Below are 13,114 nucleotides of genomic sequence, written 5' to 3'. Positions count from 1 at the left end.
ATGAGTCGTGGGATAGAGAAAGGGACGGTCACGTATTTTTCGTTTGATGCGCTCAGCATCCACGGGGCCGTCATCAAACAAGGGGTGTTCAAACGAAGCGCCTCGGTTCAGTTAGCAAAAGATGCATACGGAGAAGGGAAGATTCTCGATGAGACGGCGTTCAGTCTCGCTTTCGATGAGCTCTGTCGCAAGTTGAAAGTAAGACGTGGAATGACGTGTGCAATCGCATTGGACGAGACCGAAGTGTTGTCACGGAAAGTCGAGATTCCTTCTTCGATTCCGAAGGACGAGATTCGTGGCTATCTCTTCATGGAAATCGGGAGCTCGATCATCTTGCCGTTCGATGATGTGTCGTTCGATTATGAAGTGTTAGGAGAAGACGGAGTCAAGACGGACGTCATGTTGCATGCCGTTTCGATTGAATTGACGAAGTCGCTCCGTGCGTACATGAAAAAGCGTGGTCTAGCGTTGAAGAAAATCACGCCACGTTCTGTCGCGGTCGCCAATGGGGTCATACGTTTATCGGAGATTGATCCGCTTCAATCGACATTACTCTGGCATATCACGCCGTTTTCACATCAATTGCTCGTCCTTGAGGAAGGGCAGATCCGTTTCATCCGCTCGATTGAACTGGACCTCCCGTACCAAGTCGGGACGAAAGATGGTGTCGTGACCTATACATATGATGGGACAGGCGAGATGAAGGCTAATCAGTTGGATGACTGGTTGAACGAACTCGCTCGCTTCCTCGATTTCTATCGTTACTCGCTGCGGACGGATGGTCGGGCCATCGATGAGTTATACGTCTCGGGAACTGTTCCGGAAGTCGATGATCTTGTCCGTATGATTCAGGCTGAGTCGCTCGTCTCGGTGACGCGTGTCGAGCAACCGCTCGCCATCGCCCACGGGACACCGTTATCGCATCAAATGTTGCCACTCCTCGGGATGGCGATGCTTCAACGCGATCGGGACACGAACTTCATCAACTCGACAGACGTGACGCTCCGATGGCCAATCGTGACCGGTCTCGTCGCCCTTCTCCTTGGAGGAGGGGCAGCCGGATACTTGTACTATGAGGTCGGCCAACTTGAGGCAGAACAGACGCGAATCGAAGAAGAGTTACAGCTCGTCCAAATTTATCAAACGGAACAAGTGAATTCGAAAGCGCAACAAGTGCTCTCGCTCGACCAAACCGTGACGGCGTTGACCGACATGGAAAAAGATGCGGTGCCGGCACTGCGCGCGTTGACTGAGCAGTTGCCTCCTACTGGCTACGTCTTGACGTATAACTACGCGGATGGCTCCATCATGAGCGTTCGAACTCAATTCGAGACGTTAGAGGACTTGAACGCATTCCAGCGCTCGCTCATGACCGATGAGCGATTCCTCGACGTCAAACTCCTCGGTGTGACGACGGAGTTGAAAGCGGATGTGGATTCAGAGGAAGAGGAGAACTCATTAGAAGAAGAGCCGCTCCCACGCTATATCGGAGAGTTCACGTTCATGTTCCAAGACGTGGAAGACGAGTTGACAGAGGAAGAGGACACGGATGAGGAGGTGGTGAGTCAATGAAACGTTCGACAATCTATGCGTTATTTGCGATTTGCCTCCTTGCCGCAATCATCGCACCGGCTTACTTTGGCTATACGTACTACGTCAAACAAGGAGAAGTCGAAGCGCTTGAGCGCGACCTCTCGCTCGAACAGACAAAACTGGAGTTGTTGCGTCAAGAAGGGAAAGCCGTTGATGTAGCGGACTCTCAGACGCTTCAGACACGGGTTCCAACAGTTCCTGCCCTCGACACGGTCGTAGAGGCGTTGTCACAGGCAAGTCTTCTTGCGGGTGTCAATGTGACAAGTATCGCATTTGCGGATGGCGTTGTGGCTGAGTCAGAAGTACCGGAAACGGTCGAACCGTTCAATCCGGCTGATGTGAGTGCGACGAATGAACCGGCTGAACCAACGGATGTTGCACCCGTCAACGCTTCTACGGTCCGTTCGACGGTCAACTTGCAAGCAGAGACGTATGAAGCGCTCGTCTCCTTCTTGGAGTCGATCGAGTCGATGAATCGGATTCACGTGTTACGGACGGTTCAATTTACCGGACCTGCCGAGACGGGACCGAATACGGTCGAAGAAGTGCAGTCCCTCGAGTTTACAGTCGAGCTCGATGCCTTCTATCGTCCGGACCTCGACCAACTCGTTCCAGACCGATACATTCCGGAACCGGCGTTTGAGCAAAAGGATATCCCGGTATACGACTATACGACACCATAAGTCGGCACGTCCCTTCGCAATTGAAGGGACGTGTTTTTCGTCGCGGGTCATTGTGTTTAGGAGGCACGTTGCCTACAATCAACAGTGAAGACTGAAACGGGAAGGAACGCCGTTTTGGAAGAAGAGAAGGAGTCGATACAATGAATTCAACACAGAAGCGTGTCATTCTCGCCTCGATGTCACCGCGACGTACCGAGCTATTGACGAAAGCTGGAATCAAGCATGAGGTCATCCCATCGACCGTGACGGAAGGGACGGACGGTCGGGAGACACCAAGTGATTATGTCGCTCGTCTGGCCCGGGAGAAAGCGATGGATGTGGCAAGGCAACACCGTGATGCCATCGTCATCGGCGCGGACACGGTCGTCGTCTTGAACGACATCATTTTAGAGAAACCGACAGACCGGGAGGATGCGAAACGGATGCTGGAACGATTATCCGGTTCGACCCATGAAGTGCTGACGGGTGTGAGCATCATCGGTGCGACCCAAGATTTGTTCGTCACGACGACGCGTGTGACGTTCTCTGAGATTCCTGAGACCTGGCTAGCGGATTATTTGGATTCGACAGAGCCCTACGATAAGGCGGGTGCGTATGGGATTCAAGGATCGGGTGGTCTCTTCGTCGAGGGAATCGAAGGGGATTTTTATAATGTCGTCGGATTGCCAATCCATCCGCTCGTCAAGACGCTCGACCGGCATGGGGTGACGCCTCGCTTCCTGTGAACTTGAAAGTAGGTGAAGGAATGACCATGGTGCTTGACCGTAGTGTAGAGACCGCCATCGCCAGATTGCTTCAAATCGGAGGACGGGGACCGGACCCGATGGAGACGGCTCGTCGTATCTCGGACGTCTACCCGACGTTACGGGCGTTGTCGCAAGCGTCCGTACACGATTTGTGCAAAATCGAAGGGATGACGAAGAAGAAGGCAGAGCAACTCCTCGCCGCATTCACAATCGGGATTCGATACGTCGAGGAACCGAAAGCGAGTATGCCGACGATTCGTTCGCCGCAAGACGCCTATGAGTTGTTGCGTGATGAATTGAGACTGTTGAATCAGGAGCATTTCGTCTGTTTGTATTTGAATACGAAGAATCAACTGATCGCTCGGAAGACGCTCTTCGTCGGAGGGCTCAACTCCTCGATCGTGCATCCGCGCGATGTGTTTCGTGAGGCGCTCAAGTTGTCGGCAGCGTGCTTTATCGCCGTGCACAATCATCCGAGCGGGGACGCGACCCCGAGTCGGGAAGACATCGAGGTGTCCGAGCGATTGGTCGAAGCAGGCAATATCGTCGGCATCGCTTGTCTCGACCACGTCATCATCGGGGAAGACCATTACGTCAGCATGAAGCAGCGGGGATATATGAATGGGTAAGGAGTAGAGAGCAGGCATCATGATGTCTGCTTTTTTGGATTTCGTTCACATTTTCATAGAAGTCTGGAATACAATGAATAGAAAAAACTGATGGACTAAGGTGATACATGTTCTTCTTTGTTCTCGTCCGTGTAAGATTCTAGAGCTATGGAGCCGTTCGATACTCGGTAGTATTAATAGGTGTTGGAGTCATTCATTAATTAGACACTTTAACCCCATTAAATTTTGGATATAGTTGGAAAAAGGTAAATGGAGATGTAGAATTTGAAGAGAGTAGAAATAATGATGCATGAGTTTGTACATAGGAGGTTACCGAATGTCGCGTATTACAATATGGAATGTGATTGGTTGGGTGTTTCTCATTTTCTTAGGAGTTAGTAAAGCTTTTTTTGATGAGCAATTGTCCTTGATCACGACTGGGTTAGGCGGATTGATTTGTTTGATTTTAGCTCTTTGCATGATTTTTCACGAAGGAAAAGAGAAATCACAACATTCGAATGAATTGTCTGAATGAAGATAGTTTTCTCTAATCGAATCTGGATGTTGATTAGAAAACAAATGAGGTGTTTTTATGGAAAGAATAATTTGGATACTGATGGTCGGATTATCGCTTTTTGTGAGTTACATACATCTAGAACCGACTATCTTCTCTATCGTTGTGTTCATCCTGTTTTTATTTGTGAGCACAGCGCTATTTATGCGGTTCAATCAGGACCACTGGCTCAACCGCGTCTCGCCGCTCGTCGGTGTCGGCGTAGGGGTTCTAGCGCTCATTGCTTATCTCGGTCTGATCGTGCTCTCTTTCAATGAACTCGATCAACTCGGCATCTGGACGGTACTCGTCCGCCTCCTGCTCATGTATGTCGGAATCTATCTCTTCGTCGTGACGACATCGAGCTTTTTGGCAGGAGCGACCCGACTCAAGCCGTCCCGCTTCTTTCGGCCGGTGTTGATTTTCTCGGTATTCTTCTACGGGGCGATGTTACTCATCCCGCTCCAACCAGGATTGTAACCGTTCTCTCCTTAGGCAGACGCTCACTTGCGTCTGCTTTTTTGATTTGCCTTTTTGCCGAAAAGAAGGCAAACTAATAGACGGTGAGACAGGACTGAGATGCGGTTATTGTAAATAACCTGTAATCGAATGAACGTTTTCAAACATGATTTTTCCGTTATAATAAAAAATAGTGTAATGAAGAGAGGAGCAACACCTATGTTTCGTAGTTTTAACCGAGAAATCGGAATCGACCTTGGAACGGCTAACACGCTCGTTTATGTAAAGGGTCAAGGAATTGTTGTTCGTGAACCGTCCGTCGTGGCGTTCCGCACAGATACAGGTAGAATTGAGGCCGTTGGGAACCAGGCCAAAGATATGATTGGACGTACTCCGGGGAACGTCTCTGCACGTCGTCCGATGAAAGACGGTGTCATCGCTGACTTCGAAACGACAGCGACGATGATTAAATACTTCATGGAGCAAGCTCAAAAATCAAAAGGCGGCTTGTTCTCATCGAAGACGAACGTCATGATTTGTGTCCCAAGCGGCATCACGTCGGTTGAAAAACGTGCCGTGGAAGACGCTGCGAAACAAGCGGGCGCTCGTGAAGCATACACAATCGAAGAACCGTTCGCGGCAGCAATCGGTGCAGGTCTCCCAGTTTGGGAACCGACTGGCTCGATGGTCGTTGATATCGGTGGCGGTACGACCGAAGTCGCAGTGATCTCACTCGGCGGCATCGTGACAAGCCAATCGATTCGTGTCGGTGGTGACGAAATGGATGATGCCATTATTCGTTACATCAAGAACAAGTACAACCTCATGATTGGGGAACGTACAGCCGAGACGCTCAAAATGGAAGTCGGTTCGGCGCGCATCGACGCATCGAACGAAGACGAGAAGATGGAAATCCGTGGTCGCGACCTCGTGACAGGACTTCCGAAGCAGATCGAAGTCACGTCTGCAGAAGTGTGTGAAGCTCTTTCGGATACAGTCGAAGCGATTTTAGCAGGGGTCAAGCAAACGCTTGAGCAAACACCTCCAGAACTTGCGGCTGACGTCATGGACCGCGGGATCGTCTTGACTGGCGGCGGCGCGCTCCTCAAAAACTTGGACGACGTGATCTCAGACGAGACACACATCCCGACACTCGTTGCGGATGAGCCACTCGACTGCGTAGCGGTCGGTACTGGAAAATCTCTTGAAATGATGGACGTCCTCCGTTCGAAATCAGGCATCTCGTCACGTCGATGAGAGGTGAGACACGATGAGCCGATTCGTACGTAATAAAAAGCTCATCATCACGCTAATTGTACTGATCTTGTTTTTCGTCATTTTAGGTGTTTCGATTCGAGGACGATCGGAATCAGCCTGGTACCAAGATGTCACGCGTGATGTGGTCGGCACGTTCCAGCGAGTGTTCGCGGTACCAATCGGGTGGATGGACTCAACGGTCTCGTCCATCTCAGATGTCCGCGATATCTACGAAGAGAACCGCCAGCTGAAAGAACATTTGGCGAAGTACGCCGAGGTATCGGTTGAAGCGGATGATTTGCGCCGTGAGAATGAGGAGCTTCGAAAGATGGTCGAAGCAAAAGACGAGTCGTTACGTGACTTCGACCTCATTCCGGCGGAGGTCATCGGTCGGACACCGAACGATTGGCAACGCTACGTCACCATCAACGTCGGTTCAGAACGCGGCGTTGAGAAGGGCATGGCCGTGACCGCGGCGAGCGGGATGGTCGGTCGTGTCATTCAAACGAGCGCCTATACGTCGCAAGTGCAACTGCTCAGCGACAACAACCGGACGAACAACGTCTCGGCTGTTGTCAAAGATGCGGACGGCAAACCGACGTATGGGACGGTTGACGGATTCGATACGGAGACGAACGAATTGTTCTTCACGAAAGTGTCGAATAGCGTCAAGCTGAAAGAAGGAGAAATCGTCTCGACGTCCGGACTCGGTGGACGTTATCCGGCCGGGCTCGTCATCGGTACGATTGAGTCAATCGAGACGGATGAATATGGCGTCTCACAAGTCGCCCGGATTAAACCGGAGGCCGACTTCAATGAGTTCTCACAAATGTACGTGATTGATCGGACACTAGACGAACCGTTTCTAACGGGTCCCGAGGAAGGAGGAGCAGCGGGTGAGTAACATGAAAGTGTTCATCGCCCTGTTCCTCCTTTTTCTTATTGAAGGAACATGGGCATCGATTTTTTCTTGGCACTACGCCACGCCGTTTCTTTTGTTGACGCTGATCGGGTTGATGTTTGTCAGTCTGTACGGTCGATGGGAGACGGCACTCGGGTTCGGGCTTGTATTCGGACTGCTGTATGATATCGTCTACACCGACCTGATTGGAATCTATGTATTTACTTTTTCACTCATTCCTCTCTTAGCCAGCTTCGTGTTAAAATATATAGGTGAGAACTTCTTCTCCGTCACCATTACGTTCACGTTTATGATTCTCGTTTTCACCTTTGCGATTTACGGGATCATGGCGGCGATTGGTGGGACGTTGATGACGATTCAAACACTATTGGTTGAACAGATTCCAGGGACGATGCTCGTCAATGCCATCGCCATCGTGATTCTTTATTATCCGATGACGCGTTATGTGACGACACGCCCTGTTGCGAAAAGAGGGTAGCCATGATGGAGCGTAAACGACACATTACGATTAAAGGACATCGCAACGGCATTGCCATTCACTTCAATCCGAAGAGTGGCATCGACGAGGTGCTTACGGACTTAGAAGCGACATTACAAGAAATGGAGCCGCCGTCCGGAAAGATTGCCCTGAAGTTGCACGCGGGTACTCGTTATATTGACGAGGAGCTGTCACGTCAAATTCGTGAGGTCGTCGCTCGTCATGGCGTTTTTTATATTGAAGACTTGTCGAGCGATGTCATGTTGACGGAAGAAGCGAAAGCGACGTATGGCAGAAAGACGTTCCACTATCACAGCGGGACGATCCGGAGTGGACAAGTCTTGACGTTTGACGGTTCGGTGCTCGTGATCGGGGATATCAATCCCGGGTCAGAGGTCCGGGCGACAGGAAGTATTTATTGTTTAGGGACGATACGAGGAAATGTGCGCGCCGGTGTCGAAGGATGGGAAGAAGCGGTCATCACCGCGAGCCTGCTCCATCCGAAGTTTTTAGCAATCGGCGAACATGTACTCACAGCCGATGACGAGGAAGAACTTCCTGAGATTGAGATGGGTTGTGCGTATCAGACGAGTGATGGGATCGAGATGACACGTCTCCGCCACGTCATGACGGGTCTGAAGGACGCATATGCAATGGAATTACAGAGAGGGTGAGTGGAATGGAGCAAGTAGTGGAGCCTGTACATACAGAAAAGGAAGTTAAAAACGGCAGAGCCATCGTCGTGACATCAGGAAAAGGGGGCGTCGGCAAGACAACGACGACCGCGAACATCGGGACGGGGCTCGCCTTGTCTGGACACTCGGTCTGTCTCGTCGATACAGATATCGGATTGCGTAACCTCGATATCATTCTCGGTCTCGACAACCGGAGCATTTATAACCTTGTCGATGTCATTACGGGTCAATGTAAGTTAAATCAGGCGCTCGTCCGTGACAAACGCTTCGAGGAGATGTATTTACTCCCGGCCGCACAGTCGAAAGACAAGACGTCAGTGAATCCCGAACAAGTGAAAGAAATCGTTGACCAGTTGAAGACGGAATATGATTTCGTCTTGATCGACTGTCCTGCTGGAATCGAGCAAGGGTTCATGAACGCGATTGCCGGTGCGGATGAGGCGATCGTCGTCACGACACCTGAAAAAGCGGCGGTTCAAGATGCAGACCGAATCATCGGGATGCTCGAACAAGCGGAACATATCGATGCGCCGAAACTGATTGTCAACCGAGTCAAGAATCATCTCGTCGAATCGGGCGACATGCTCGACATCGATGACATTATGCGCATCCTGTCAATCGACTTACTCGGTGTCGTCATCGACGATGAGGAAGTCATCGCGGCCGCGAACCGCGGTGTCCCGGTCACGATGAATCCGGATAACTATGCCGGGCAGGCGTACCGGAACATCACGCGCCGTATTCTTGGCGAATCGGTCCCGCTCATGTCGATTCAGACGGAGACGGCACCGGTCGGCTTCTGGGCACGACTCATGATGAAATTTGGAATGAAAAAAGCGTAAAGGCAACGGAAGTTGCCTTTTTCTGTCGAAAGGAGTGATGCAGATGAAGCTAATCTACGAACGAACACCTTCCATTGAACGGGCGATGCTCGTGGACGGCGAACGATTACTCGAAGTCGAGGAACGGTTTGTCGACCAACTGTCTGTCGGGACCATCGTCGAAGCCGCAATTGAACGGATTCACCCGTCACTCGGCGCAGCCTTTTTGACGGATGGGGAGACGACATACTTTCTCCCGATCGCAGAGACGCTCCGTGCGCTCGCCTCGTATCCGGAAGTACCGGCCATCGGGCAAGCGGCAGTCGTCGGGGAAAAGCGACTCGTCCAAGTGACAAAAGAAGGAATCAACGGAAAGCATCATAAAGTGACAGAGAACATTCGGTTCGGCGGACGATATCTTGTGTATTTCCCATTTGGCCGTCGGCAATTGTTCAGCCGGAAGCTCGACCTCGTCACGCAGGACCGCCTCTCAAAGGCGCTCGACTTAACGGAAGAGGAAGGGGTCTTATTTCGGACGGAAGCCGGACAAGTGGCGCCGGAAGCGTTACAGGAAGAACTGAACCGATTGCGTAACCGTTCGACCGTGGTGATCGAGCAACGGTTCGGGCAAGACGAGCTACTATGCGAACAATTCGTGAGGCGTCATGCAGTCGAGTCCGTGCTGTTGAATGACAAAGAAGGGCAAACGCGACTCGAACGATTGGATGTCCCGGTGAAACGTCATATCGGAAAAGGACGGATGCCTGAAGCGAAACGTCTCGACGGAGCCATCGAGAAACTGGAGAGTCGTGCCGTTTGGTTGGATGGCGGGGCGTTCGTCTTAATCGAACAAGTCGAGACGATGACCGTCATCGACGTGAACAGTGGCAAAAATGTCGCCGTCAAAGACAAGGGGCGTGCGGCCGATACCATCAATGAAGCCGCGCTCTATTCGATCATGGAGCAGTTGCGTCTGCGAAATATCGGCGGCATGGTCATCATCGATTTCTTACGAGGTTCAAAAGAAGGGCAGACCCGTCTCCTTAAAAAAATGAAAGAACTCGGGGCGCGTGACCCACGACGTGTTGAAGTGTACGGCTTCACACGGATGGGGCTGTTCGAGCTGTCGCGAGAACGGACCGGGCGCTCGATTCAAGACCGGATGTTTCATGCCGGCAAGCCTTCAAAATTGGCCATCTTCTCACAGTTTGAACGGTCGCTCCTTGATTTGAATGATCAATACGAAGCGGTCGTGCTCTCACTTCCTAAGAAGTGGCATGACGCTTCCTGGCACGAATTTGACATCGAGGTGCATCTCGTCGAAGGGGAGCCGGAGTTCCTCTTTTATGGGACGTCCGAAGAATGTCAGAATTTCTTATCTCATCGTTGACAATGATTAATTGAGAATGGTATTATCTATAACGTTAGTTCGTTTGGAAGCACCCAAATGGCTACAACCGCACAGAACGGGTTTTTAAAGGTTTTTGCCCTGCCCAGGATGGCGAGTCTGAGTTTAACAAGGAGGTGCACGTATATGTACGCAATCATCAAAACTGGTGGTAAGCAAATCAAAGTTGAAGCAGGTCAAGAGATCTACATCGAAAAACTCGATGCTGATGTCGAAGGTACTGTAGAATTCGGTGAGGTTCTTTTCGTTGGTGGTGACGATGTTAAAGTCGGCGCTCCACTCGTAGAAGGCGCTAAAGTTGTCGGTACAGTGGTAAAACACGGCCGCGCTAAGAAGATCACTGTCTTCAAAATGAAAGCTAAGAAAAACTACCGTCGTAAGCAAGGTCACCGTCAGCCTTACACGAAAGTTCGCATCGAGAAAATCGAAGCGTAAGCTATGATTCGGGTCAAGGTAAGACGAGACGAGGCGAAGTCGATTCGCTCTGTCGAAGTGACTGGTCATGCCAATTTTGCAGAACCTGGTTCTGACTTGGTGTGCGCCGGTGTTTCAGCCATCATCTTTGGTGCCTATAACGCCGTCGAAACGCTTGCGGGTCAATCGCTTCTTGTAGAAATGGCAGATCAAACAGAGGGTGGTTACTTTTATGTCGAGACGTATCCTGACTTATCACCGCAGGATATGGAACGCACCCAACTGTTATTAGAAGGGATGCTCGTGCAGTTAGACACGATCGCCCAAAGCTACGGTGAATATATCCAAATTGAACAATAGGAGGTGGACCTCATGTTACAATTGAACCTTCAGTTCTTCGCTTCGAAAAAGGGAGTTGGTTCGACTAAAAACGGTCGTGACTCAATTTCGAAACGTCTCGGTGCAAAACGCGCTGACGGACAAACAGTTTCAGCTGGATCAATCCTTTACCGCCAACGCGGTACAAAGATTCACCCAGGTGAAAACGTTGGCCGTGGTGGCGACGACACTTTGTTTGCGAAAGTTGACGGCGTAGTACGCTATGAGCGTCTTGGTCGCGACAAGAAACAAGTGAGCGTTTACCCAGTCGCGTAAGTTGAACGACGCAGAAGACTCTAGCCACTTATTTGGTTAGAGTCTTTTTTTCTAGGAGAGGATCAAATGGATTCAGAACAGACACTCGAGCTCTTATCGACCGTCCGTCACGAATGGATGAATCGGCTTCAATTGATCTCGCTCTACGCGGCTCTCGATCCGACTAAGCTCGAGGAACTTTACGAACGCTATCGGAAACAGGCCGACGAAGAGAGTGCGCTCGTTCGTTTGAACGTGCCACAGACGAGCCTAGTCGTGATTCAAGCGAATTGGGAGGGACGGATGACGTATACGATTTCAACCGACCAACTCGCCATCGATGACGCGCGAGTGGCAGAGATGCTTGTCCGCTTGTTAGACAACACGGATGGGCCGATTCATGTGACGTTCACGGACGGACTGATGGTTCGCGTCACGGGCACTGTCCCGGACGATGTGAAGGCATCAGCCGATTTGTACGAACAGAACGTAGATACCACTACGTTTCACATAAAGGAGGGGAAATAAATGTTTGTCGATCAGGTTAATATTTTTGTAAAAGCTGGAGACGGCGGAAAAGGGATGGTCGCTTTCCGTCGCGAGAAATACGTTCCAGACGGTGGTCCTGCAGGTGGTGACGGTGGTCACGGTGGAGACGTCATCTTTGAAGTAGAAGAAGGATTGCGGACGCTCGTTGATTTCCGCTATTCGAAGAAGTTTATCGCCCATGATGGCGAAAAAGGGATGTCAAAAGGGATGCACGGACGTAAAGCGAAACCGCTCATCGTCAAAGTCCCACCTGGCACAATCGTGTTCGACGCCGAGACGGATACCGTCATCGCGGACTTGACCGAGCACGGCCAACAAGCGACGATCGCGAAAGGCGGTCGTGGTGGTCGCGGGAACTGTCGTTTTGCGACGCCTGCCAACCCGGCTCCGGAAATCGCGGAGAACGGGGAACCAGGTCAAGAACGTGAGTTGCGTCTCGAGTTGAAACTCCTCGCAGACGTCGGTCTCGTCGGATTCCCTTCTGTCGGGAAGTCAACGCTTCTCTCGGTCGTCTCGTCGGCACGTCCGAAAATCGGTGCGTACCACTTCACGACGATCACACCGAACCTCGGTGTCGTAAAGACAGCGGACGACCGTAGTTTCGTCATGGCCGACCTTCCAGGTCTCATCGAAGGAGCGAGCCAAGGCGTTGGTCTCGGTCACCAATTCCTTCGTCATATCGAACGGACGAAAGTCATCGTTCACATGATCGATATGAGTGGTATGGAAGGACGCGATCCGTTTGAAGACTACACGACAATCAACCGTGAGCTCGAGTCGTACAACTTACGTCTCCTTGAGCGTCCACAAGTCGTCGTGGCGAACAAAATGGATATGCCGGACGCAGCGGAACATCTTGAAGAGTTCAAGAAGAAGGTAGGGGACGATGTCAAAGTCTTCCCGATCTCAGCACTCGCTCAAGACGGTCTTCGCAACTTGTTGATCGAAGTGGCGAACTTTGTCGATACGACACCAGAATTCCCACTCGATGAGCTCGAAGAGAAGACAGCGACGCCTCGTGTCGTGTATCGTTATGAGAAGGAAGAGAAAGGTTATCAAATCCACATCGATGAATACGATCGCTTCGTGATCACGGGACCTCGTATCGAGAAGCTCTTCAAGATGACGAACTTTGACCATGATGAGTCGATCAAACGATTTGCTCGTCAAATGCGTCAAATGGGCGTCGATGACGATCTTCGTAAGTTGGGTGCAGAGGACGGTAGTGTCGTCGCGATCCTCGACTTCGAATTCGAGTTTGTGGAATAAAAAAATTATTTGTTAAGAAGAAACGG

The 13,114-nt window shown here is 51.0% G+C and carries 17 protein-coding genes and 1 other annotated feature; all 17 genes read left to right on the top strand.

The genetic code is table 11. The annotated features are described in order from the left end of the window. The 17 genes from pilM to obgE all read left to right on the top strand — a co-directional run bounded on the left by pilM (position 1) and on the right by obgE (position 13,088). Complete coding sequence (pilM, locus tag KD909_RS10145) at positions 1 to 1,572, top strand: pilus assembly protein PilM (RefSeq protein ID WP_211781474.1); 1,572 nt, start codon at positions 1 to 3, stop codon at positions 1,570 to 1,572. Beyond that, positions 1,569 to 2,276 carry a hypothetical protein gene (locus tag KD909_RS10140; protein WP_074037502.1) on the top strand — a complete coding sequence of 236 codons (708 nt, stop codon included), beginning with the start codon at positions 1,569 to 1,571 and terminating at the stop codon, positions 2,274 to 2,276. Before pilM ends, KD909_RS10140 begins: the two co-directional genes overlap by 4 nt. A gap of 140 nt (positions 2,277 to 2,416) precedes the next feature. After that, positions 2,417 to 3,001: a Maf family protein gene (locus tag KD909_RS10135; RefSeq protein WP_031421423.1), complete on the top strand. Its 585-nt coding sequence runs from the start codon at positions 2,417 to 2,419 to the stop codon at positions 2,999 to 3,001. Between the two features lie 20 nt (positions 3,002 to 3,021). Continuing rightward, entirely contained in the window at positions 3,022 to 3,651 is a 630-nt protein-coding gene (radC, locus tag KD909_RS10130) for a RadC family protein (protein WP_015881143.1), read from the top strand. Between the two features lie 316 nt (positions 3,652 to 3,967). Then, complete coding sequence (locus KD909_RS10125) at positions 3,968 to 4,165, top strand: hypothetical protein (protein WP_211781473.1); 198 nt, start codon at positions 3,968 to 3,970, stop codon at positions 4,163 to 4,165. Positions 4,166 to 4,222: 57 nt separating this feature from the next. Continuing rightward, positions 4,223 to 4,663, top strand: a complete 441-nt coding sequence (locus tag KD909_RS10120; RefSeq protein WP_211781472.1) for a hypothetical protein — start codon at positions 4,223 to 4,225, stop codon at positions 4,661 to 4,663. 198 nt (positions 4,664 to 4,861) lie between these two features. Then, complete coding sequence (locus KD909_RS10115; RefSeq protein ID WP_015881147.1) at positions 4,862 to 5,899, top strand: rod shape-determining protein; 1,038 nt, start codon at positions 4,862 to 4,864, stop codon at positions 5,897 to 5,899. Between the two features lie 13 nt (positions 5,900 to 5,912). Beyond that, on the top strand, positions 5,913 to 6,803 hold the full coding sequence (mreC, locus tag KD909_RS10110) for a rod shape-determining protein MreC (protein WP_015881148.1): 891 nt from the start codon (positions 5,913 to 5,915) through the stop codon (positions 6,801 to 6,803). Position 6,804: 1 nt separating this feature from the next. Then, on the top strand, positions 6,805 to 7,299 hold the full coding sequence (gene mreD / locus KD909_RS10105; protein ID WP_049759982.1) for a rod shape-determining protein MreD: 495 nt from the start codon (positions 6,805 to 6,807) through the stop codon (positions 7,297 to 7,299). Between the two features lie 5 nt (positions 7,300 to 7,304). Then, the gene (locus KD909_RS10100) at positions 7,305 to 7,973 is read left to right on the top strand and encodes a septum site-determining protein MinC (protein WP_230872790.1); all 669 of its coding nucleotides are present in this window, start codon (positions 7,305 to 7,307) and stop codon (positions 7,971 to 7,973) included. A gap of 5 nt (positions 7,974 to 7,978) precedes the next feature. Next, on the top strand, positions 7,979 to 8,836 hold the full coding sequence (gene minD / locus KD909_RS10095; protein WP_015881151.1) for a septum site-determining protein MinD: 858 nt from the start codon (positions 7,979 to 7,981) through the stop codon (positions 8,834 to 8,836). A 43-nt stretch (positions 8,837 to 8,879) separates the two neighbouring features. Beyond that, the gene (locus KD909_RS10090; RefSeq protein WP_211781471.1) at positions 8,880 to 10,205 is read left to right on the top strand and encodes a ribonuclease E/G; all 1,326 of its coding nucleotides are present in this window, start codon (positions 8,880 to 8,882) and stop codon (positions 10,203 to 10,205) included. A gap of 55 nt (positions 10,206 to 10,260) precedes the next feature. Beyond that, positions 10,261 to 10,334, top strand: a sequence feature (ribosomal protein L21 leader region). Between the two features lie 15 nt (positions 10,335 to 10,349). Next, on the top strand, positions 10,350 to 10,658 hold the full coding sequence (gene rplU / locus KD909_RS10085) for a 50S ribosomal protein L21 (protein WP_015881153.1): 309 nt from the start codon (positions 10,350 to 10,352) through the stop codon (positions 10,656 to 10,658). A gap of 3 nt (positions 10,659 to 10,661) precedes the next feature. Next, positions 10,662 to 10,997, top strand: coding sequence for a ribosomal-processing cysteine protease Prp (locus tag KD909_RS10080; RefSeq protein WP_015881154.1), 336 nt, complete (start codon positions 10,662 to 10,664; stop codon positions 10,995 to 10,997). Between the two features lie 12 nt (positions 10,998 to 11,009). Next, positions 11,010 to 11,291 (top strand): 50S ribosomal protein L27, encoded by a 282-nt coding sequence (rpmA, locus tag KD909_RS10075; RefSeq protein WP_015881155.1) that lies wholly within the window; start codon positions 11,010 to 11,012, stop codon positions 11,289 to 11,291. Between the two features lie 66 nt (positions 11,292 to 11,357). Next, on the top strand, positions 11,358 to 11,798 hold the full coding sequence (locus tag KD909_RS10070) for a Spo0B domain-containing protein (protein ID WP_211781470.1): 441 nt from the start codon (positions 11,358 to 11,360) through the stop codon (positions 11,796 to 11,798). Then, complete coding sequence (gene obgE / locus KD909_RS10065; RefSeq protein ID WP_015881157.1) at positions 11,799 to 13,088, top strand: GTPase ObgE; 1,290 nt, start codon at positions 11,799 to 11,801, stop codon at positions 13,086 to 13,088. Positions 13,089 to 13,114 lie beyond the last annotated feature (26 nt).

It is taken from the genome of Exiguobacterium sp. PFWT01, from assembly GCF_018255795.1.
Lineage (GTDB): Bacteria > Bacillota > Bacilli > Exiguobacteriales > Exiguobacteriaceae > Exiguobacterium.
This window is presented reverse-complemented; position numbering and strand designations above follow the sequence as displayed.